Below are 21,198 nucleotides of genomic sequence, written 5' to 3' on the forward strand. Positions count from 1 at the left end.
GCAGCCGCACGCCGGCCGGCCGGCGCGGCGAGGAATCAGTCGAGCAGGGCGTCCAGGCCGACGGTCAGGCCCGGCCGGCGACCCACCTCGCGGACCGCCAGCAGCACGCCGGGCATGAACGAGGCCCGGTCGTACGAGTCGTGCCGGATGGTCAGCGTCTCACCGGTGGTGCCGAACAGCACCTCCTGGTGGGCGACCAGGCCGGTGGCGCGCACCGCGTGCACGCGTACCCCGTCGATGTCGGCGCCCCGGGCGCCGGGCGCCTCGTCGCGGGTGGCGTCCGGCGCGGGGCCGAGACCGGCCTCGGCCCGGGCCGCCGCGATCAACCGCGCGGTGTGGGTGGCGGTGCCGCTCGGCGCGTCCAGCTTGCGCGGGTGGTGCTGCTCGACGATCTCGACCGACTCGAAGTGCCGGGCGGCGCGCGCCGCGAACTGCATCATCAGCACCGCGCCGATGCCGAAGTTGGGCGCGATCACCACGCCCACCGAGGGCCGGTCGGCCAGCCACTCCCGCACCTGGGCGAGCCGCTGCCCGGTGAAGCCGGTGGTGCCGACCACCGCGTGGACGCCGCGCTCGACGCACCAGCGCAGGTTGTCCATGACCGCGTCGGGGGTGGTGAAGTCGACGACCACGCCGGCCCCGGCGCCGGCCACCGCGGCCAGGTCGTCGCCCTGGTCGACGGCGGCCACCAGCTCCAGGTCGGCGGCGGCGTCGACCGCCTTGCAGACCTCCAGGCCCATCCGGCCCCGGGCACCCAGCACACCGACCCGAGCCGCCTCGGCCGGGCCCTTCTCCCGCACGTCAGTCACGGGGCACAACCTATCCCAATCGGGACGCGCCCCACCCGCCGGACCGGTCAGCGGTCGGCCGGGAACGCGCCGGAGTCGAACGGGCCGACCACGGCCAGCGACATCGGCCGGCCGAGCAGCTCGGCGGCGAGGTCGTTCACGTCCGTCAGCGTCACCGCGTCCACCCGGGCCAGCAGCTCGTCCACCGGCATCAGGTTGCCGTAGAGCAGCTCGCCCTTGGCCAGCCGGCTCATCCGGGAGCCGGTGTCCTCCAGCCCGAGCACGAAGGACCCCTTGCTCATCCCCTTGCCCCGGACCAGCTCGGCCTCGGTGACCCCCTCGGCGGCCACCCGGGCCAGCTCGGCGCGGGTCAGGGCCAGCACCTCGTCCACCTTGCCGGGCGCGCAGCCGGCGTAGACGGCGAACACGCCGCTGTCGGCGTACTGGCTGGCGTAGGAGTAGACCGAGTACGCGAGGCCGCGCTGCTCCCGGATCTCCTGGAACAGCCGGCTGGACATGCCGCCGCCGAGCACGTTGTTGAGCACGCCCAGCGCGAAGCGCCGCTCGTCGGTGCGGTCGATGGCGGGGCAGCCGAGCAGCACGTGCGCCTGCTCGGTCTCCTTCGGCTCGACAAGTGTGGTGGCCGGCTTCACGCGTACCGCCGGGGTGGTCGCGCGGTGCGGCGCCGGCGCGGCCGGGTCGGTGTCCAGCGGGGTGCCCCGCAGCGCCTGCCGGACCAGCTTGACCACGGCGGCGTGGTCGAGGTTGCCGGCGGCGGCGATGACGATCTGCGGCGCGGTGTACCGGCTGCGGTAGAAGTTCTGGATCTGCCGCCGGGTCATCGGCGTGACCGTCTCCTCGGTGCCGGAGATGAGCCGGCCGAGCGGGTGGTCGCCGTAGACGGCGCGGGCGAACAGGTCGTGCACCTCGTCGCCGGGCTCGTCGTCGTGCATGGCGATCTCTTCGAGGATGACGCCGCGTTCGGTCTCCACGTCGGCGGCGGCCAGCACCGAGTCGGCGACCGCGTCGCACATCACGTCGATGGCCAGCGGCAGGTCCTCGTCCAGCACCCGCGCGTAGTAGCAGGTGTATTCCTTCGTGGTGAACGCGTTGGTCTCGCCGCCCACCGCCTCGATCTCGGACGAGATCTCCAACGCGCTGCGCTTCTTGGTGCCCTTGAAGAGCAGGTGTTCCAGGAAGTGCGCGGCGCCGGCCTGCGACCCGGTCTCGTCCCGGGAGCCGACCGCCACCCAGATGCCGAACGAGACGCTGCGCATCGCCGGGATCGCCTCGGTGAGCACCCGCAGTCCGCTGGGGAGCACGGTGCGCCGGACGGTGCCGCCGAGCGGGTCGTCGCTGAGGGTGCGGGTGACCGCCCGTGCCGCCGGGGTGGACGAACTCACGACAGACCTGCTCTCCGTGCCACGAGGGGTGGGGGGACGAACGACGGCTCCAGCCCGCCGTGCGACCTGGAGCCGTGGGCCGGCCCGGGTGACGCGTGCGTCACCCGGGCCGGTCGGTCGATCAGCTGTGCCGGGTACGGCGACGCGGCCGGTCGCCGCCCTCGCCGCCACCCTCCGAGCGACGCTCGCCGCCCTCGCGGTCACCGCCACGGTCGCCACGGTCACCGCCACGGTCGCCACGGTCGCGCGGGCCACGGTCGCCACCGCGGTCCCGGCCGGCCGGACGGTCGCCACCGGCAGCCTGACCGGCGGCCGGCGCCTCGGCGCCCTCCGGACGGATCTTGTCCAGGTAGATCTTGCCGCGGGCGTCGATGTCGGCGATCTCGACCTCGACCTTGTCGCCGACGTTGAGGAAGTCCTCCACCTTGTCGACGCGCTTGCCGTCGCCCACCTTGGAGATGTGCAGCAGGCCGTCGCGGCCCGGCAGGAGCGAGATGAACGCGCCGAACGCGGCCGTCTTCACCACGGTGCCGAGGAACCGCTCCCCCACCTTCGGCAGGGTCGGGTTGGCGATGCCGTTGATCCGGTCCACCGCGGCCTGGGCCGACGGGCCGTTGGTCGCGCCGACGTAGATCGTGCCGTCGTCCTCGATGGAGATCTCGGCGCCGGTCTCGTCCTGGATCGCGTTGATGGTCTGGCCCTTCGGGCCGATCACCATGCCGATCTTGTCGACCGGGATCTTGACGGTGGTGACCCGCGGCGCGTAGTCGGACATCTCGGCCGGCGTCTCGATGGCCCGCTGCATCACGTCGAGGATGGTCTGCCGGGCCTCGTGCGCCTGCTGGAGCGCGGCGGCCAGCACGTCCGACGGGATGCCGTCGAGCTTGGTGTCGAGCTGGAGCGCGGTGACGAAGTCACGCGTGCCGGCGACCTTGAAGTCCATGTCGCCGAACGCGTCCTCGGCGCCGAGGATGTCGGTAAGCGTCACGTACTGGGTCTTGCCGTCGACCTCGTCGGAGATGAGGCCCATGGCGATGCCGGCGACCGGGGCCTTCAGCGGCACACCGGCCGAGAGCAGGCCCAGCGTCGAGGCGCAGACCGAACCCATCGAGGTGGAGCCGTTGGAGCCGAGCGCCTCGGAGACCTGCCGGATGGCGTACGGGAACTCCTCACGCGACGGCAGCACCGGGATCAGCGCCCGCTCGGCCAGCGCGCCGTGGCCGATCTCGCGCCGCTTCGGCGAGCCGACCCGGCCGGTCTCCCCGGTGGAGTACGGCGGGAAGTTGTAGTTGTGCATGTAGCGCTTGCGGTTCTCCGGGGACAGCGTGTCCACCATCTGCTCCATGCGCAGCATGTTCAGCGTGGTGACGCCCAGGATCTGGGTCTCGCCGCGCTCGAACAGCGCCGAGCCGTGCACCCGCGGCAGCACGCCGACCTCGGCGCTCAGCGGACGGATGTCGCGCGGGCCGCGGCCGTCGATACGGACCTGCTCGCGCAGCACCCGGTTGCGGACCTCGGACTTGGTCAGCGAGCGGAACGCGGCGGACAGCTCCTTCTCGCGGCCCTCGAAGCGGCCGGACAGCTCCTCGGCGACCTTGGCCTTGATGCGGTCCAGGGCCTCCTCGCGGTCGGCCTTGCCGGCGATCTTGAGCGCCTCGGTGACGTCGGCGCGGGCCACGTCGGCCACCGCGTCGTACGCGTCGTCGGAGTAGTCCAGGAACACCGGGAACTCGCTGACCGGCTTGGCGGCCACCTCGGCCAGCTCGCTCTGCGCCCGGCACAGCTCACGGATGGCCGGCTTGGCGGCCTCCAGGCCGCTGGCCACGATCTCCTCGGTCGGCGCGGTGGCGCCGTCCGAGATCAGGGCCACCGCGTTCGGGGTGGCCTCGGCCTCGACCATCATGATCGCGACCTCGCCGTCGGCCAGGGTGCGACCGGCCACGACCATGTCGAAGGTGGCCCGGGCCAGCTCCTCCAGGGTCGGGAAGGCGACCCACTGGCCGTCCACGTGCGCGACCCGGGTCGCCCCGATCGGGCCGGAGAACGGCAGGCCGGAGAGCTTGGTCGACATCGAGGCGGCGTTGATGGCCACCACGTCGTACGGGTGCTGCGGGTCGAGCGCCAGCACGGTCTCGACGACCTGGACCTCGTTGCGCAGGCCCTTGACGAACGACGGGCGCAGCGGCCGGTCGATCAGCCGGCAGGTGAGGATGGCGTCCTCGCTGGGCCGGCCCTCGCGGCGGAAGAACGAGCCGGGGATCCGGCCCGCGGCGTACATCCGCTCCTCGACGTCGACGGTCAGCGGGAAGAAGTCGAACGACTCACGCGGCTGCTTGCCGGCGGTGGTGGCGGAGAGGACGACCGTCTCGCCGAGCTGGGCGACGACGGAACCGGCGGCCTGCCGGGCCAGCCGGCCGGTGGAGAAGGTGATCTCACGGGTGCCGAAGGACCCGTTGTCGATCACGGCGGTGCGGGATTCGGTGCCGAGGTTGGTCTCGGTCATGTGCTGTGGTGCTCCTTCGCGTCGTCGGCCGACGACACGGGAACTGCTCAGGCGGCCGGTCTTCGATCGAAGCGCCCGGGTGGGCCGGCATGATGCCGGGATTCCCGGGGGCCACTACCGGAGACCGGTGCTGACCGGCTCCCTCTCGGGTCGTCGCGCGGCCGGGGTTCTTTCTGGTGGTACCGGAACGGGGGAGCGGCCGAGCGGCCACTCCCCCGTCACGTCATCGGCGCAGGCCGAGCCGCTCGATGAGCGACCGGTAGCGGTTGATGTCCTTCTTCTGGACGTAGTTGAGCAGCCGACGGCGCCGACCGACCAGCAGCAGCAGCCCACGGCGGCTGTGGTGGTCGTGCTTGTGCACCTTCAGGTGCTCGGTCAGCTCCGCGATCCGCTTGGTCAGGACCGCGACCTGCACCTCCGGCGAACCGGTGTCGCCCTCGGCGGTCGCGTACTCCTGGCGGATCTTGGCCTTGGCTTCCTGGTCGAGCGCCATGTTCTCCCTGTTTCGTGGGTGGTTCGATGAGGTCTGTCGGAGCGGTCGTGGCGACCGGTGCGACGGACCGGATTCCTCGCTCCCGCGGCGTCGTGCAGGCACGCGAGGCTCCCGTCGGTCAGCCGACGTCTCCGTCAGCCTACCAGCCCCGGACCGGTCCGGCCGGTCAAGGTCTCCCCCGCGGGTCAGGACACCGCCCGTCGGGTGCGCTCCACGTCCTCGGCGATCTGGGCGACAAGCGGCTCGATCGCGTCGTACGTCCGTTGCTCGCGCAGGTGCGCCACGAAGTCCAGCGCCAGCCGCTCGCCGTACAGGTCACCGGAGAAGTCCAGCGCGTACGCCTCCACCCGGCGTTCCCGGCCGGAGAACGTCGGGTTCGTGCCGATCGACACCGCCGCCACGAGCGGGTCGCCGCCGCGACGCACCAGCCGGGCCGCGTACACCCCGTCGGCGGGCACCGCCGCGTACCGGTGGGTCAGCAGGTTGGCGGTGGGGTAACCCAGCTCACGTCCGCGCTGGTCGCCGCGGACCACCACGCCCTCGACCCGGTGCGGGCGGCCCAGCGCCGCCGCCGCCGCGCGCACGTCACCGGCGTCGACGCAGGAGCGGATGTACGTGGACGAGAAGACGGTGCCCGCCTCGGCGACGAGCGGGGCGCCCTCCACGCCGAAGCCGAACGTGCGGCCCAGCCGCTCCAGCAGCGCCACGTCGCCGGCCGCCCGGTGCCCGAACCGGAAGTTGTCGCCGACCACGACCAGCGCGGCGTGCAGGTGCTCGGTGAGGATGTCGTGCACGAACGCCTCGGCCGGCAGCCGGGAGAACTCGGCGGTGAACGGCACCACGCAGAGCACGTCCACGCCGAGCGCCTCGATCAGCTCCGCCTTGCGGGCCGGCTCGGTGAGCACCGCCGGGTGCGACCCGGGGCGGACCACCTCGGCCGGGTGCGGGTCGAACGTCACCACCACCGACTTGACGCCCAGTTCCCGGGCGCGCGCCACGGCGTGCCCGATGGTGGCCTGGTGCCCCTGGTGCACCCCGTCGAAGACGCCGATGGTGACCACCGAACGCCCCCAGCCGCCGGGCGCCGCCTCGTACCCCCGCCACCGCTGCATGCCGTTCCTCCCTGTCCGCCCACGCGCCGTCAGGCCGGGGCCAGCACGATCTCCGCGCGGGCCCGCCCGTCCCGTTCGCTGACGATAGCGATCAGCCCGCCCGCCGGATCGAAGACCGCGTACGGACCGGCGATCCCGGCCGGGGCCAGCGGCCCGCCGTGGGACAGCGTGCGGGCCTCCTCGGCGGTGGCGTCCCGGCGCGGGAAGAACCGCGCGGCGGCGGCGTCCAACGGCAGGTTCACCACCTCCGGCGCGCGCTGTTCGAGCTGCGCCAGGGTGGCCGCCTCGGCCAGCGCGAAGCCGCCGACCGCGGTACGACGCAGCGCGGTGAGGTGGCCGCCGACCCCGAGCGCCAGGCCCGCGTCCCGGGCGACGGCCCGGATGTACGTCCCGGACGAGCAGGTCACGTCCACGTCCACGTCCACCACGTCCGGGGTGTCCCGGCGGATGGCCAGCACGTCGAGTTGGGAGACGGTGACCCGGCGGGCGGGCAGGTCCACGCTCTCCCCGTCACGGACCCGCTTGTACGCCCGCTCTCCATTGATCTTGATGGCGCTCACCGCGCTCGGCACCTGGTCGATCTCGCCGGTCAGCGCCGCCAGCGCGGCCCGGACCGCGTCGTCGGTCACCCCCGCCGTGGCGGTGGTGGCGATCACGTCCCCCTCGGCGTCGTCGGTGACCGTGGCCTGGCCGAGCCGGATCGTCGCGGCGTAGCTCTTGCCCGCGCCGATCACGTAGGTGAGCAGCCGGGTCGCCCGCCCCACCCCGATCACGAGCACGCCGGTGGCCATCGGGTCCAGCGTGCCGCCGTGCCCGACCCGGCGGGTCCGGGCCAGCCGCCGGATGCGGGCCACCACGTCGTGCGACGTCATGCCGCCGGGCTTGTCGACCACGATCAGACCGTCTGTGCTCACGACCGCCAAGCCTGCCAGACGGCGGCGACCGACCCCGCGGGGGATACCGCCGGAGTCGACGAGGTGTCAAGATCATGCGCCCTCGTCCCGCCGCCCCCGGAAGCCCGATGACCGATCACCGCGCCACCCCCGAGCCCGACCCCGCCGACCCGCTGTCCGCGGATGCCCTGGGGCGGGTTCCCGAGTGGCTCCGCCAGGCCGCTCCGGACGCCGAGCCCACCCGCCTCGCACGCTGGCGCATCGGCCTGGCCCGGCACTCGGGCAAGCTGCTCGGCGGCGCGGTCGCGGTGCTGCTGCTGGCCTGCGCCGGGGTGGTCACCACGGTCGGCTACCAGGGCTACCGGCGCTGGCAGGCGGACCCGGTGGCCCATCCGACGGTCAGCCCGCCCAGCGGCGAGCAGGCCGTCACCTCGGCGTCGCCGCCACCGGCCACCGGGCCGTTCGACGGCACCCCGGCCGCCGGCTTCCCGCAGGGCGCGGCCGGGATCACGCTGCCCCGGGCCAGGCGGACCGGCCCCTTCACCGAGAAACAGGTGGCCGACACGCTGGCCAAGGTACGCAAGGCGCTGGTGACCGCCCGGCTGGACCGCGCGTTCTTCACCGCGAAGGACCCGGAGCGGCTGGTCCGCCAGTTCGCGCCGGACGCCCGGGCCGACCTGCGTCGCGACGTTCCCTCCGGCGAGGTGGGCAGCTACGCCACCCGGCTGACCCCCGGCGCCCGGCTCACCGCCGACCAGCCCCGGGTCAAGGGCCGGATCAGCTACCGGGCCACCAAGGATCCGCACGGCATCCGGATCCTGGCGGTCACCACGAACTTCGTCTGGGCGTACGCGTTCCGCAGCGCGAGCACCGAGCCGGGCGACGGTGTCGTGGTGGTGCACGACACCGTGGTGTGGAGCGTGCCCCACCCGGACGACGTGCGCCGCGGCTCGCTCGGACTCTGGATCGAGAAGTCCGACTCGTACGCCTCCAACATCGACTGCGCGGCCTGGGACAAGGGCCTGCTCGCGCTCGGCAAGCCCTCGTTCGGCGGTCCCGTCGACCCGGATCCGGACGCGGTCTTCGACCCGGACAAGACCCTCGACCTCCCGGACACCTGCTGACGTCGGTCCGGCCGGCGCCCGCCCGCCGCGCGGCGGTCAGCGGACCGCGCCGACCACCGCCCAGGCGCCGGAACGCAGCCGCAGCAGCAGCGCGATCAGCCGGAGCACCACGAACAGCGTCAGCCCGGCCCAGATCCCGCCCAGCCCGAGGTCGAGGCCGTAGGCCAGCCAGATCGCCGGCAGGAACCCGCCGAGCGCGGCCACGATGGTGAGGTTGCGCAGGTAGCGCACGTCGCCGGCGCCGATCAGCACCCCGTCGAGCGCGAACACCACGCCACCGATCGGCTGGAGCGCGACCAGCCACGGCCAGGCCACCATGGCCTGCTCGCGTACCTGCGGATCGGAGCTGAACAACGACGGCACGCCGCTGGCGCCGGCGGCGATGAGCACCGCGAACGCGACGCCGCACACGCCGCCGAGCAGAGCGACGCGGCGGGCGAGGAACCGCGCGCCGGCCGCGTCGCCGGCGCCGAGCGCGGCGCCGATCAGGGCCTGCGCGGCGATCGCGAGGGCGTCCAGCACCAGCGCGGTGAAGAACCAGAGTTGTACGGCGATCTGGTGCGCGCCGACCGCGGCGGCGCCGAAGCGGGCCGCGACCGCGGTCGCCGACAGGAAGCTCGCCTGGAAGGCGACGCCCCGGACCAGCAGGTCGCGGCTGAGCACCAACTGCTGCCCGATGGTGCGGGGACGGGGCCGCAGGGAGACCCGCTCGCGGACGAGGGCCGCCGCGAAGAGCGCGCCGGAGAGCGTCTGCGCCACCGCGTTCGCCACCGCGGAGCCGACCAGGCCGAGGCCGGCCGGGTAGACCAACAGCGGGCAGAGCAGCGCGGAGAGCAGGTTGGGGGCGAGCACGAACAGCAGCGGCCGGCGGGTGTCCTGGATGCCGCGCAGCCAGCCGTTGCCGGCGGCGGCGAGCAGCAGGCCGGGAGCGCCGAGCGCCGCGACCCGCAGCCAGCCGGCGGCGGCGTCGGCCACCTCGCCGGGACCGCCCACGAGGGTACGCGCCAGCGCGCCCCCGCCGATGCCGATGGCGACCGCCACCAGCACGCCGGCGGTCAGCGCGAGCCAGGACGCCTGGACGCCCTCGGCCACCGCGGCGGCCCGGTCCCCCGCACCGAACCGGCGGGCCGACCGCCCCGTGGTGCCGTACGCGACGACGGTGCCGATCCAGGCGGTCAGCGTCATGACCGTGCCGCCGACGGCGAGCGCGGCGAGCGGCACCCGCCCGAGATGGCCGACCACGGCGGTGTCGACGAGCACGTAGAGCGGCTCGGCGGCCAGCACCACCAACGCGGGCAGGGCGAGCGCGGCGATCCGCCGGGGCGTGGCGGCGGTGGCGGGGGCGGCGGTCGTGCTCATCGCCGCCGATCCTGGCACGCCTCCGGTAAGGCACGCAACCCGCTAGGACCGCTTACTTGCCCCGTCCAGGAAGCGGGCCACGTCCCGCTGGCCGCGCAGCCGACGCACCGGCAGGTGCGGGGCGTACGCGGCGACGGCCGCCACCACGCGGGGGCGGGAGCGGCGCGGATAGCGCCAGACGTAGCGCAGGAGGTCGAGGTCGACGCGGTCCGGGCAGCCCTCGGGAAGGTCGGGTCGGGGCTCGGCGCGGTGGGCCCAGCGGCGACGCGCCACCCGGGCCAGGCACCGCAGCCGGTGCGGGTCGCAGAGCACCAGCAGGTCGGCGCGGGGCAGCCGGAGGTCGAGGGTGCTGGCGTAGTTGCCGTCCATCACCCAGGCCGGGCGGGCGGCGAGCGCGGCCACCTCGGCGCGGAACTCGGCGCCGGTCGGGGCGACCCAGCCAGGCCGCCAGTAGTGGCGGTCGAGGTGGATCAGCGGGAGGTCGAGTCGCCGGGCCAGTTCACCGGCGAGGGTGCTCTTGCCGGCGCCCGAGCTGCCGACAACGAGGATACGGCGCACCGGGTGACGGTAACGTCGTCGTCCCGCCGCGCAACGGCCCCACGCGCGACGGCGACCGGTGAGCGCGGGCTCCGGACCGGTGGTTGCCGGGCGCGGCGACCGGTGAGCACGGGGCTCCGGGGCGGCGGTTGCCGGGCGCGGCGACCGGTGAGCACGGGGCTCCGGGCGGCGCTGCGGGTGCGGCGACCGGTGCGGCGGTGACGCTGGCGGTGGGGCGGGTCACGGTGTCGCGGGGCCCCAGCCGGTCGGCGTCACCGCCGGGCGGCCTGCGTCACTGACGGGTGTCCATCGAGGTCTGCAACGCGCGACGCATCTGCTCGCGCGCCTCGTCGTTGGTGGTCTCGGTCTGCGGCTTGCGCTTGCTCGGCATGGCATGTCCTTCCAGGGTGCGGACCACCGAGGCACGGCGGCCCTGCGGGCGCCCGACGCCCCGTCGTCGACGACGCGACGACCGTCGCGCCACGACCGGAGTCGTCGGCCTGCTGCGCGCCGGGCAGCGGTCCGGGATCACCGGAGCGGCTCGCCTGGCAGCGTGAGCCCGGGTCGGTCTGACCCTGGAGGGAGGCAGCTCCGGGTGCGGCACCACCCCCCGTGACCAGCGCCGCGAAGCGCCGGTCCCGCACCCAAATTAACGTTCACTTTCCAGATAGTGCCCACTGTTCCCGCGATGCGGACAGGCGACCCCGTTTCCGGCAACGTCTCAGCGGGCGAGAAAGTGCCAGCCCAGCCACCACCAGAAGCCGAACAGACCGATCCGGCCCACCGGCACCGGCCCGACCTCGTACCGCATGACGAAGGCGCAGACGTCGGCCAGGGACGGGACCCGGGAACCCTCCCGGCGGGCGGCCCACTCGACGACCGCGAACAGCAGCACGGCGGTCAGGAACCCGCCGATGGCCAACGCGCGCATCATCGGCGGACCAGTCCCCAGAACGCGGCCAGCCAGGCGAACCAGGCCGCCGAGCGGGCCAGGTGGTCCTCGAGCAGCGGATCGGCCAGCCGGGAGAAGGTGGGAAAGTCGTCGCCCACGGACAGCACGAACGTCGCCCCCTCGAAGACCCCGAAGACGGTGACCGGCAACAACCACCACAGCGCGGCCGACGGCAGCCGGCGCGGAGCCGGGCGTCGGGGCACCCGGTTGCTCAGACCGACCCAGATCAACCCCCCGCCGGTGCCGAGAATGTAGAGGTTCGCCACCGTCGAGAACGACGGAAGCTGGCCACCGACCAGGGAGAGGCAGATCAACACCGGTACGGAGACGACCGGCCGGTCCCAGACCCGGGGCGCCTCGACGGTGAGCTCACGGGGGTGATCCATCATCCGATTGTCCCCAGCGTGACGTAGCGCGGGAAGACCGGCACGCCTCGTGTCTGCGGGGAAACGCCGAAGGCCGGCACCCTCGGCGGGGTGCCGGCCTCCATGCTCGGCCTTACTTGGTCCAGTGCTTGTTGACGAGGTCGGTGGCCTGCTTCTCCCACTGGGCGTACGCGTCCGGGTAGGCCGACACCTGCACCGTCTGCGCGGCCTGGGTCACCGGCATGTCCTGCCAGCCGTCGACCTGCTTCAACCCCTTCAGGAACGCAAGCGTCGAGTACTCCGGGTCGGTGATCTGCTCCGGCGTGCCCCAACCCGAGGACGGACGCTGCTGGAACAGACCCAGCGAGTCGTGGTCGTTGCGGTCGCCGAGGTGGCCCAGGTTCTCCAGCTTCGACTCCTGCAACGCCGTAGCGATCGAGACCACCGCCGCCCGCTCCGGCAGCCCGGCCTTCTTCGTCGCCGCGATGATCGCCTTCACGTTGGCCGTCTGCTCGTCGTTCAGGGTGATCGTGGACTGCTCACCCTGCACACCCGCGACCGCGATCGGCTTGCTGGCGGTGGCGGCGTGCGCGGACTCGACGTGACCGGCGATCGGACCGGCGAACACACCACCGGTGAAAGCCAGACCAGCAATACCCAGCACACTCTTACGCAGCATCGTGTTCATGGCGAGGGCTCCATTCGGGGGTCAACGCACCGGGGGTGCGGGCACCGTCAGGCGCACAAGAAAGTCTTGGCTGCTCGCGGGGCGGGGGCCTCATCGCGGCGGCCGGAACTGTGTGTAACGACCGGGGGTCCACCGTCATTCCCGGGCGGGGCGGCGCGGGGGCGCTTGCCTTCCTCGGCCGTGCACCGGGATACAACGCCGCGACCCCCCGACCCATTCCACCGTCAGCGTGCCGCCCACCACCCCGAAACCGGACACCCCACCCCACACGGGAACGCCCCCGACACCCCGACCGCCGATCTTGCAGTTACGGGCCGCCCATTCCGGGCGAAACCGACGTTCCGGGGGCACCAAGTGCAAGATCGGCGCAGGGAAGGTCGGGGGTGGGGTGGGGTGGTGGGGGGTGGGGCGGGTGGGGGCGGGGTGGTCAGGGGGGTGGGGCGGTCAGGAGCGCGGGGGTGAGTGCGGCGCGGATGCTGCCGATCACGTCGTCGAGCGGGCCACGACCCGTGAAACCGGCCGCGAAGCGGTGCCCGCCGCCGCCCAGGCCGACCGCCACCCGGCTCACGTCCACCGCGCCCTTGCTGCGCAGCGAGACCGCCCACTCGGCGTCCCCGGACTGCTTCAGCACGCAGCTCACATCCGCCTCGGCGGTGCAGCGGACCGAGTCGATGAGCGCCTCCAACACGTACGCCGGCTGGTCGTGGCGGACCAGGTCGTCGCGGGTCGCGTACGTCCAGACCAGGCCGTGCCCGTCGGCGGCGGCGGGTTCCAGCGTGGCCCGGCCGAGCACCTCGCCGAAGAGGCGGACGGCACCGAACGGGCGGGTGTCGAAGACCCGCCGGGAGATGTCGCCGGGGCGGATGCCGGTGGCCAGCAGGCGCGCGGCCATCTCGTGCACGGCCGGGGTGGTCGCCTCGAACCGGAACGAGCCGGTGTCGGTGGTCAGTGCCACGTAGAGTCCGGTCGCCGTGGCCGCGTCCAGCGGAACGCCGAGCCGGTCCAGCAGCCCCAGCGCCACCACGGAGGTGGCCGCCGCGTGCGGGTCCACCAGGTTGACGTCACCGAAGCCGGTGTTCGAGGCATGGTGGTCCAGCACCAGCGACGTGCCCGCCCCGCCCAGCCGGTCGGCCAGGTCGCCGAGCCGGGACTCGCTCGCCGCGTCGAAGCAGATCACCAGGTCCGGTGCCGGGTCCGCGTCGTCCTGCGGCACCAGCAGCTCGACGCCGGGCAGCCAGCGGAACGGCTCCGGCACGCCGGGCGGCCCGGGGAACGTCGCCTGGAGGTGGCGTACCCCGAGTCGGCGCAGGCCCAACGCGAAGCCGAGCATGCTGCCGAGGGCGTCCCCGTCCGGGTTGACGTGGCAGATCAGCAGCACCCGCGCGTCCGGGTCGAGGCCCCGCACCGCGGCGACGGCGGCAGACCAGTCGGCGTCGGTGGGACCGGCGGGGGCCGGCCCGCCGCTCACGGCGGTGACCGGCCCGCCGCCCGGGACGGCCTCGGTCACCGGCGGTCGCCGCCGCGCGGCGCGCCGTCCACCGGGGAGCCACCGTCGGCGTCGGCGTCGCCCGCCGGGGACTCGCCCTCCGCGTCGGCGTCGTCCTCCTCGACGCGGTACGGCTGGGCGTCGCCCGCGTACGCGGCCTTGGCGGCCAGCCGCTGCACCTCGGCGTCGGCGGAGCGGGCGGCGGTGAGCAGGTCGTCGATGTGCTTGACCTGGTTCTGCACGTCGTCGAGCACGAAGGTGAGCGTCGGCGAGTGCCGCAGGCCGAGTGCCTTGCCGACGGTGCTGCGCAGCATGCCCTTGGCGCTCTCCAACGCGGCGGCGGTGCTCGCCTGGGCCGTCGCGTCACCGAGCACGGTGTAGAAGACGGTGGCGTCGCGCAGGTCGGCGGTGATCCGGGCGTCGGTGATCGTGATCATGCCGAGCCGGGGATCCTTGATCTGGCTCCGCACCACCGACGCGACAAGTTCGCGGACGCGCTCCGCGTGCCGGCGTACCTTGGCCGGATCCGACATGTCCCCCACCTCCAGATCACTGTCACCTCCGACTCCGGATCGCGTCGCGACCGGGAGCCGCCGGCCGGAGACGGACGGCGCCGGGCGCCGCCGGGTCCGACCGCCCAACGTCGAAGAACATTACCCGCGCCCCGCCGGGCGACGCGCGGCGCGGCCGGGCCGTCGTACGCCACGCGGGCCGGGCCGTCGTACGCCACGCGGGCCGGGTCAGTCGTCCGCGCCGTGCAGGCGGCGGCGCACCGACAGCAGTTCGGTCTCCGGGCGGGCGGCGACCATTCGTTCGCAGGAGTCGAGCACCTCGCGGACGTGGGCCGCCTCGGCGGCCACCACGGCCACCCCGATCTCGGCCCGGCCGTGCAGGTCGAGCGCGCCGACCTCGGCGACCGAGACCTCGAACTTGCGCAGCGCGGCGACGATCGGCCGGACGTAGGACCGCTTGGCCTTCAGGGACCGGGAGTCACCCGGCAGCAACAGGTCGAACAGCGCGGTTCCGGTATACACGGCGAGCAACGGTACGCGCCGGGACGCCGCCGGTCACCCGGATAAGACGTGACCACCGCCGGTCACCCGGTTATGGCGCGACCGCCACCAGCACGTCCCGCTCGATGGCCTGGTCGACCCGGTGGGCCAGGTCCCGCCAGCCGGGCCCGTCGACGACGCGCAGGCCGGCGTCGGTCAGCACCGCCTCGGCCGCCGCGCGCGGCGCCACGTGGGTGTTCCAGGACAGCCCCAGCGCGCCGCCCGGCCGCAGCAGCTCCCGCCACACCGGCACGGCGGCGGTGAGCAGCTCCAGCGGGCTGCGGGACAGGCCCTGGCCGGTGCGGCTGCCGTGCGCCACCCCGTACGGGGCGTCGGTGACGAGCACGTCGGCGCAGCGGGGACGGAGCACCTCGCGGGCCCGGGTGGTGTCGGTGTTCAGCACAACGATCCGCTGGGTGGTACCGGCCCGGTGCGCGTCCTTCGACGGCGAGAGCACCGCCTCGAAGCGGCGGGCGACCAGCTTGCGGTCCCGGCGCACCGACGTGGTCTCCGCCGTGTGCTTGAGGCGCTTACGGCGCAGCCAGGTACGCAGGAACGCCGCGTACGCCTCCACGTCCTGGCTGTCGCGTTCGACGCCGATGCCGTCGTGGCCGTACATGAGCGCCTGGTTGAGCGTGGTGCCCCGGCCGCAGAGCGGGTCCAGCACCACCAGCCCGCCGTCGAGCATCCGGGGCGCGGCGGCGGAGGCGAGCAGCGTGACGTTGAGCAGCAGCCGGGTGAACTGCTCGTTGGTCTTGCCGGCGTACTTGGGGATGGTGATCAGGTCCGAGTCGTACCGGGCCAGCGGGTGCAGCGGCACCGGCCGGAGCAGGTCGTCACCGACCCGCTCGAAGAGCGCGTACGCCGCCGACAGGTTCGCCAGGTGGGCCAGGTCCCGTGCGCCGAGGCCGGGTGCGGGCGCGGTGAACGTCAGGTACTCCACTCCGCCGATGCGGGTGACCTCCGCGTCGGACGGCGGCGCGTCGAGCACGCCCGAGCCGGCGAACACGGCCAGTTCGGCGCGGGCCAGCCGGGCCGCCGCGTCGGCGTAGACGCGGTTGGCGGAGGGGGCGAGAAGCAGTGCGTACCCGATCACGCCGGAGATTGTCTCAGCCTGCGGAAACGGCGACGGCCGGGGCCCGAAGGCCCCGGCCGTCGACCGGTCGTGCACACCACTCAGGCGCGCGGCTTCTCCCGCATCTCGAAGGTCTCGATGATGTCGCCGACCTGGACGTTGTTGTAACCGCCCAGCGTCAGACCACACTCGAAGCCTTCGCGGACCTCGGTCGCGTCGTCCTTGAACCGCTTCAGCGAGCTGATCGTGAGGTTGTCCGCCACGACCGACCCGTCCCGCAGCAGCCGCGCCTTGGCGTTGCGGCGGATGAGGCCGGACCGGACGATACAGCCGGAGATGTTGCCGATCTTGGACGAGCGGAAGACGTCGCGGATCTCCGCGGTGCCCAGCTCGACCTCCTCGTACTCCGGCTTGAGCAGCCCCTTGAGCGCGGCGTCGATCTCCTCGATGGCCTGGTAGATGACCGTGTAGTACCGGATCTCCACGCCCTCGCGGTCGGCGATCTCGCGGACCTTGTTGGCGGCCCGCACGTTGAAGCCGATGATCGTGACCGCCTCGGACGAGGCGCTCGCGAGCATGACGTCGCTCTCGGTGATCGCGCCCACGCCCCGGTGGATGATCCGAAGCTGGACCTCCTCCGGGATGTCGAGGTTGAACAGCGCGTCCTCGAGCGCCTCCACGGAACCGGAGACGTCGCCCTTGAGCACCAGGTTGAGCGAGGTCTTCTCGCCCTCCTTGAGCTGCTCCATGAGCGTCTCGAGGGTGGCCCGGCCACGGGAGTTGGCGAAGGACGCCGCCCGCCGCCGTGCCTGCCGCTGCTCGGCGATCTGCCGCACGGTGCGGTCGTCCTCGGCGGCCAGGAAGGTGTCACCCGCACCCGGCACCGTGGTCAGACCCAACACCATGACCGGACGCGCCGGCCCGGCCGTGTCGACCGGCTTGCCGTTCTCGTCCAGCATGGCCCGCACCCGGCCGTGCGCCCCACCGGCGACGATGGAGTCACCCGCCCGCAGCGTGCCCTTCTGCACCAGCACGGTCGCCACCGCGCCGCGGCCCTTGTCCAGGTGCGCCTCGATGGCCACACCCTGCGCCGGCCCGTCGATCGGAGCGGTCAGCTCCAGCGACGCGTCGGCGGTCAGCAGGACGGCCTCGAGCAGTTCCTCGATGCCGATGCCGGGCTTGGCGGCCACGTTGACGAACATGGTGTCGCCGCCGTACTCCTCGGCGACCAGGCCGTACTCGGTCAGCTGCTGGCGGACCTTGTCCGGGTTCGCCTCCGGCTTGTCGACCTTGTTGACCGCGACCACGATCGGCACGTCCGCCGCCTTGGCGTGGTTGAGCGCCTCAATGGTCTGCGGCATCACGCCGTCGTCGGCCGCCACCACCAGGATCACGATGTCCGTCACCTGGGCACCACGGGCACGCATGGCGGTGAACGCCTCGTGACCCGGGGTGTCGATGAAGGTCACCGCGCGGTCCTCGCCCTCGTGCGGGACGTGGACCTGGTAGGCGCCGATGTGCTGGGTGATGCCACCCGCCTCGCCGGCCACGACGTTCGCCTTGCGGATCGCGTCGAGCAGCTTGGTCTTACCGTGGTCGACGTGACCCATGACGGTCACCACCGGCGCACGGCTGACCAGGCGGTCCGCCGCGACCTCGGCGTCGAGGTCGATGTTGAACTGCGCGAGCAGCTCGCGGTCCTCGTCCTCCGGGCTGACGATCTGCACGTCGAAGCCGAGGTGCTCACCCAGCAGCAGCAGGGTCTCGTCGGAGCAGGACTGGGTCGCCGTCACCATCTCGCCCAGGTTGAACATCTCCTGGACCAGCGAACCCGGATTGGCGTTGATCTTGTCGGCGAAGTCCGACAGCGAGGCGCCACGGGACAACCGGACGACCTGACCCTGACCGCGGGGCGCACCCGAGGACATGGTCGGGGCCGACAGGTTGTCGAACTCCTGTCTGCGCTGCTTCTTGGACTTGCGACCGCGGGTCGGCCGACCGCCGGGACGCCCGAAGGCACCCGCCGCGCCACCGCCACGGCCGCGGCCGCCGCCACCCGGACGGCCACCGCCGCCACCGGGACGGAAACCGCCACCGGGCGCGCCGCCACCGCCGCCGGCGCCACCGCCGGGACCGCCACGGAAGCCACCGCCACCGCCGCCGCCACCGGGACCGCCACGGAAGCCACCGCCACCGCCGCCGCCACCGGGACCGCCACGGAAGCCACCGCCACCGCCGCCGCCACCGGGACGACCCGCGCCGCCGCCGGGGCCGCCACGACCGCCACCGGGACCGCCGGGGCGACCGGTGGTCGGACGCTGGCTCGGCATGGACGCCGGACTCGGCCGCGGCGGCATGGACGCCGGGCTGGGCCGCGGCGGCATGCCGGCCGGGCTGGGACGGGGACCGCCCGCACCGGCGGCCGGGGGACGCTGCTGGCCGCCCTGGATGCCGAACGGGTTGTTGCCGGCGCCACGCGCCGGCGGGCGACCGCCCGGCCGGGCACCGGGGCCCTGGCCCTGACCCGGACCGCTGGGACGCGCGGCCGGGGAACCCGGACGCGGCGGCATGGCGTTCGGGCCGGGACGCGGGCCGGGACGGGGACCGCCCTCGGCCGGGGGCTCCCGGCGGGGGGTCTCGCGCTGCTGCTGGCGGGCGGCCTGGGCGGCCTTGACCGCGGCCTCCTGCTCAGCCTTCAGCGCGGCGGCGCGTGCCTCCGCGGCCGCCACTTCGATGTCGTGCGCGCTCGCCGGCTTGGCGACCGGGGTCGCCGGCTGCGGCGGGCCGGGGACCGGGCCCTTGGGCCGCGGTCCAGGGGTCGGCGCGGCCGGCCGCCGGGGCGGCATCGGACGGGCCGAGACCCGGGGGGCACCCGGGGTCGGGGTGGGCGTGGGGGTCGGTGCCGGGCCGCTGGACGCGGCAGTCGGCGGGGCGGCGGGCGCCGGCGAACCGGCGGACGCCACGAACGCGTTCCGCAGCCGTCGGGCGACAGGCGCCTCGACGGTGCTGGAGGCGGACTTCACGAACTCGCCCATCTCCTTGAGCTTGGCGAGAACGGTCTTGCTTTCGACCCCGAGCTCCTTGGCAAGCTCGTGTACGCGGGCCTTTCCTGCCACTGCACTCCTCACTCCGAGGTCGTGCGGGCAGCACCCGCAGCAACCTCACTCGTGCACTTGAAGCCTGGTCATTTCTGCGACTTCATCGTGTGCTCATGTCGGTCGTCCTACCTTGCTAGCGACCCGCGACCGGTCGGGTTTGACCGCTCGTCGGGGGTTGCGCGTCGACGTGCTCGGCAAGCGCGCCGTGGTCGGGGACCCCGGCGACCCGCAGTGCCCGCCCGAAGGCGCGGCGCCGCACCGCCTGCGCGAAGCAGGCCGGATTGGGGTGCATGTTCGCTCCCCGACCCGGCAGTCTGCGGGCCGGATCGGGCCGGAGACTGGTCTGACCAGCCTCGTCACCGACCGCGACGACCCGCAACAACTCGCTGGCCGGCGCTCGTTTCCGGCAGCCCACACAGGTGCGCTCCGGCAGCTCGCGTCGTGCCACTGAGAAAGTCTACCCCTAGCTGCTCGAGATCGCGCCGCCCGGCTCCGGTACGTGATCGGCTCCGCTGCGGCCGGCGGCGCCGGAGGACTCCGCATCGGAGCGGATGTCGATGCGCCAACCGGTCAACCGGGCCGCCAGGCGGGCGTTCTGCCCTTCCCGCCCGATCGCGAGCGAGAGCTGGAAATCCGGCACGGTGACCCGGGCCGCGCGGCTGGCCAGGTCGACCACCTCGACCCGCAGGGCCTTGGCCGGCGACAGCGCGTTGCCGACGAAGGTGGCCGGGTCGTCCGACCAGTCGATGATGTCGATCTTCTCGCCGTGCAGCTCGCTCATCACCGCGCGGACCCGCTGTCCCATCGGGCCGATGCAGGCGCCCTTGGCGTTCACGCCGGGCGTGGTGGAGCGTACGGCGATCTTCGTACGGTGACCTGCCTCACGTGCGATCGCGCCGATCTCCACCGTGCCGTCGGCGATCTCCGGCACCTCCAGCGCGAAGAGCTTCTTCACCAGCGCCGGGTGCGACCGGGACAGCGTGATCTGCGGCCCGCGCATGCCCTTGGCGACGTGCACGACGATGCAGCGGATCCGCTCGCCGTGCTGCGGGTCCTCCCCCGGCACCTGCTCGGACTGCGGCAGCACGCCCTCCAGCTTGCCCAGGTCGACGCTGATGATGCCCTTCTCCTTGCGGGCCTCGTGCGCCTGCACCACGCCGGTGACCAGGTCGCCGTCGCGACCCGCGTACTCGCCGAAGTGCACCTCGTCGGTGGCCTCCCGCAGTCGTTGGAGAATCACCTGCTTGGCGGTCATGGCGGCGATCCGGCCGAAGTCGTGCGGAGTGTCGTCCCACTCCCGGGCGACCGTGCCGTCGTCGTCCATCTCCTGGGCGTAGACCGAGGCGGCCCCGCTCTTACGGTCGATCTCCACCCGCGCGTGCGGCTCGGCGCCGTCGGTGTGCCGGTACGCGGTCAGCAGCGCGGTCTCGATCGCCGCGAGGATCGTGTCGAACGGGATCTCCCGCTCGCGCTCCAGGGCGCGCAGCGCCGCGAGGTCGATGTTCACCTCTCCTCGTCCTCCAGATCTTCGTCGTCGGTGTCGGTGTCGGTGTCGTCGTCGAGGTCGGCGTCGGCCAGGTCGTCCAGGCGGGAGAACTCCACCTGGACCCGGCCGGGGCCGAGCTCGGCGTACGGATGGGCGGCGGAGCCGGCGTCGGTCTCCAGCGTCACGCGCTCGTCGTCGGCGGCCGTGACCCGGCCGGCGAGCTGCCGGTCCCCGGCGTCGCCGCGGACGGTGACCTTGACCAGCCGGCCGACGTTGCGCCGCCAGTGTCGGGGCAGGGTGAGCGGGCGGTCCACGCCCGGCGAGCTGACCTCGAGCTGGTACTCGCCGGCGACGATGTCGCCACCGGCCTCCTCGGCGGCGTCAAGCGCGGTGGAGACGGCCCGGGAGATGTCCGCGACGGCGTCCAGGTTGATCCCGCCGTCGGCGTCCACGATCACCCGGACCACGTGCCGGCGCCCGGCCCGGGAGACGGAGAGATCCTCCAGGTCGTAGCCGGCGGCGGTGACCACCGGCTCGATCACCTCGCGCAGCCGGGCCCGGCGGGCGGCGAGGTCGCCACGGGGTGCGCCGTTCCGCTCCGGACCGCGGGGACCGTCGGACCGGCGGGGCCGCCCGGCGGGCCCGGACGACCGGGTGGCACGGCCACGCTGCGTCATTCCGCGCACCTCTCTGCTGTTGCCACGGCCCCTCGGGGCCGGGTTCGTCCGGGCCGGCGTGCGCGGTCGACCCGCAATGCCGGCACGCCACCGGGGCGTTCGCGCCC

The 21,198-nt window shown here is 73.7% G+C and carries 19 protein-coding genes and 1 pseudogene; 1 reads left to right on the plus strand and 19 read right to left on the minus strand.

The annotated features are described in order from the left end of the window. Window positions 1–35: 35 nt before the first annotated feature. The 6 genes from dapB to truB form a co-directional block, all read right to left on the minus strand. Window positions 36–809 carry a 4-hydroxy-tetrahydrodipicolinate reductase gene (gene dapB / locus ACZ6O5_RS07300; protein ID WP_465975137.1) on the minus strand — a complete coding sequence of 258 codons (774 nt, stop codon included), beginning with the start codon at window positions 807–809 and terminating at the stop codon, window positions 36–38. 47 nt (window positions 810–856) lie between these two features. Then, window positions 857–2,191, minus strand: a complete 1,335-nt coding sequence (locus ACZ6O5_RS07305; RefSeq protein ID WP_465975139.1) for a M16 family metallopeptidase — start codon at window positions 2,189–2,191, stop codon at window positions 857–859. A 121-nt stretch (window positions 2,192–2,312) separates the two neighbouring features. Continuing rightward, the gene (locus tag ACZ6O5_RS07310; protein ID WP_405092922.1) at window positions 2,313–4,694 is read right to left on the minus strand and encodes a polyribonucleotide nucleotidyltransferase; all 2,382 of its coding nucleotides are present in this window, start codon (window positions 4,692–4,694) and stop codon (window positions 2,313–2,315) included. Window positions 4,695–4,917: 223 nt separating this feature from the next. Continuing rightward, window positions 4,918–5,187 carry a 30S ribosomal protein S15 gene (gene rpsO, locus ACZ6O5_RS07315; protein ID WP_013284678.1) on the minus strand — a complete coding sequence of 90 codons (270 nt, stop codon included), beginning with the start codon at window positions 5,185–5,187 and terminating at the stop codon, window positions 4,918–4,920. Between the two features lie 185 nt (window positions 5,188–5,372). Further along, window positions 5,373–6,299, minus strand: coding sequence for a bifunctional riboflavin kinase/FAD synthetase (locus ACZ6O5_RS07320; protein ID WP_281935538.1), 927 nt, complete (start codon window positions 6,297–6,299; stop codon window positions 5,373–5,375). 29 nt (window positions 6,300–6,328) lie between these two features. Continuing rightward, window positions 6,329–7,213 carry a tRNA pseudouridine(55) synthase TruB gene (gene truB, locus ACZ6O5_RS07325; protein WP_465975141.1) on the minus strand — a complete coding sequence of 295 codons (885 nt, stop codon included), beginning with the start codon at window positions 7,211–7,213 and terminating at the stop codon, window positions 6,329–6,331. Between the two features lie 107 nt (window positions 7,214–7,320). On the opposite strand from truB, the gene ACZ6O5_RS07330 reads away from it, so the two are divergent. Then, window positions 7,321–8,316, plus strand: coding sequence for a hypothetical protein (locus tag ACZ6O5_RS07330; RefSeq protein WP_465975143.1), 996 nt, complete (start codon window positions 7,321–7,323; stop codon window positions 8,314–8,316). A 36-nt stretch (window positions 8,317–8,352) separates the two neighbouring features. Here the strand turns inward: ACZ6O5_RS07330 and ACZ6O5_RS07335 are convergent, their stop codons facing one another. The 13 genes and pseudogenes from ACZ6O5_RS07335 to rimP form a co-directional block, all read right to left on the minus strand. Next, a complete protein-coding gene (locus ACZ6O5_RS07335; RefSeq protein WP_465975145.1) occupies window positions 8,353–9,675 on the minus strand; it encodes an MATE family efflux transporter in 1,323 nt (440 codons plus the stop codon). Between the two features lie 42 nt (window positions 9,676–9,717). Next, complete coding sequence (locus ACZ6O5_RS07340; protein WP_465975147.1) at window positions 9,718–10,233, minus strand: P-loop NTPase family protein; 516 nt, start codon at window positions 10,231–10,233, stop codon at window positions 9,718–9,720. Window positions 10,234–10,933: 700 nt separating this feature from the next. Beyond that, window positions 10,934–11,143: a DUF6186 family protein gene (locus tag ACZ6O5_RS07345; RefSeq protein ID WP_281936265.1), complete on the minus strand. Its 210-nt coding sequence runs from the start codon at window positions 11,141–11,143 to the stop codon at window positions 10,934–10,936. Then, a complete protein-coding gene (locus ACZ6O5_RS07350) occupies window positions 11,143–11,550 on the minus strand; it encodes a hypothetical protein (RefSeq protein WP_281935551.1) in 408 nt (135 codons plus the stop codon). The genes ACZ6O5_RS07345 and ACZ6O5_RS07350 overlap by 1 nt, the downstream gene beginning before the upstream one ends. 112 nt (window positions 11,551–11,662) lie before the next feature. Continuing rightward, window positions 11,663–12,217 carry a hypothetical protein gene (locus ACZ6O5_RS07355; RefSeq protein ID WP_465975149.1) on the minus strand — a complete coding sequence of 185 codons (555 nt, stop codon included), beginning with the start codon at window positions 12,215–12,217 and terminating at the stop codon, window positions 11,663–11,665. A 427-nt stretch (window positions 12,218–12,644) separates the two neighbouring features. Next, window positions 12,645–13,685, minus strand: coding sequence for a DHH family phosphoesterase (locus ACZ6O5_RS07360; protein WP_465975891.1), 1,041 nt, complete (start codon window positions 13,683–13,685; stop codon window positions 12,645–12,647). Window positions 13,686–13,720: 35 nt separating this feature from the next. Further along, entirely contained in the window at window positions 13,721–14,236 is a 516-nt protein-coding gene (gene rbfA, locus ACZ6O5_RS07365) for a 30S ribosome-binding factor RbfA (protein ID WP_465975151.1), read from the minus strand. Window positions 14,237–14,443: 207 nt separating this feature from the next. After that, entirely contained in the window at window positions 14,444–14,737 is a 294-nt protein-coding gene (locus ACZ6O5_RS07370) for a DUF503 domain-containing protein (protein ID WP_465975153.1), read from the minus strand. A 70-nt stretch (window positions 14,738–14,807) separates the two neighbouring features. Continuing rightward, window positions 14,808–15,851 (minus strand): TRM11 family SAM-dependent methyltransferase, encoded by a 1,044-nt coding sequence (locus ACZ6O5_RS07375; RefSeq protein ID WP_465975155.1) that lies wholly within the window; start codon window positions 15,849–15,851, stop codon window positions 14,808–14,810. An 80-nt stretch (window positions 15,852–15,931) separates the two neighbouring features. Then, window positions 15,932–18,946, minus strand: a complete 3,015-nt coding sequence (infB, locus tag ACZ6O5_RS07380; RefSeq protein WP_465975157.1) for a translation initiation factor IF-2 — start codon at window positions 18,944–18,946, stop codon at window positions 15,932–15,934. Between the two features lie 93 nt (window positions 18,947–19,039). After that, window positions 19,040–19,376, minus strand: a pseudogene (locus ACZ6O5_RS07385) (YlxR family protein). A 15-nt stretch (window positions 19,377–19,391) separates the two neighbouring features. Further along, complete coding sequence (gene nusA / locus ACZ6O5_RS07390) at window positions 19,392–20,435, minus strand: transcription termination factor NusA (protein ID WP_431934805.1); 1,044 nt, start codon at window positions 20,433–20,435, stop codon at window positions 19,392–19,394. Beyond that, window positions 20,432–21,091: a ribosome maturation factor RimP gene (rimP, locus tag ACZ6O5_RS07395; RefSeq protein ID WP_465975159.1), complete on the minus strand. Its 660-nt coding sequence runs from the start codon at window positions 21,089–21,091 to the stop codon at window positions 20,432–20,434. The genes nusA and rimP overlap by 4 nt, the downstream gene beginning before the upstream one ends. Window positions 21,092–21,198 lie beyond the last annotated feature (107 nt).

The organism is Micromonospora sp. NPDC049201 (assembly GCF_055586805.1).

Coding starts and splice junctions, on each gene's coding strand:
- ACZ6O5_RS07310 (WP_405092922.1), bottom strand. CDS start 4,694: ATGACCGAGACCAACCTCGGCACCGAATCCCGCACCGCCGTGATCGAC.
- rpsO (WP_013284678.1), bottom strand. CDS start 5,187: ATGGCGCTCGACCAGGAAGCCAAGGCCAAGATCCGCCAGGAGTACGCG.
- ACZ6O5_RS07320 (WP_281935538.1), bottom strand. CDS start 6,299: ATGCAGCGGTGGCGGGGGTACGAGGCGGCGCCCGGCGGCTGGGGGCGT.
- ACZ6O5_RS07330 (WP_465975143.1), top strand. CDS start 7,321: ATGACCGATCACCGCGCCACCCCCGAGCCCGACCCCGCCGACCCGCTG.
- ACZ6O5_RS07335 (WP_465975145.1), bottom strand. CDS start 9,675: ATGAGCACGACCGCCGCCCCCGCCACCGCCGCCACGCCCCGGCGGATC.
- ACZ6O5_RS07345 (WP_281936265.1), bottom strand. CDS start 11,143: ATGCGCGCGTTGGCCATCGGCGGGTTCCTGACCGCCGTGCTGCTGTTC.
- ACZ6O5_RS07350 (WP_281935551.1), bottom strand. CDS start 11,550: ATGGATCACCCCCGTGAGCTCACCGTCGAGGCGCCCCGGGTCTGGGAC.
- ACZ6O5_RS07355 (WP_465975149.1), bottom strand. CDS start 12,217: ATGAACACGATGCTGCGTAAGAGTGTGCTGGGTATTGCTGGTCTGGCT.
- rbfA (WP_465975151.1), bottom strand. CDS start 14,236: ATGTCGGATCCGGCCAAGGTACGCCGGCACGCGGAGCGCGTCCGCGAA.
- rimP (WP_465975159.1), bottom strand. CDS start 21,091: ATGACGCAGCGTGGCCGTGCCACCCGGTCGTCCGGGCCCGCCGGGCGG.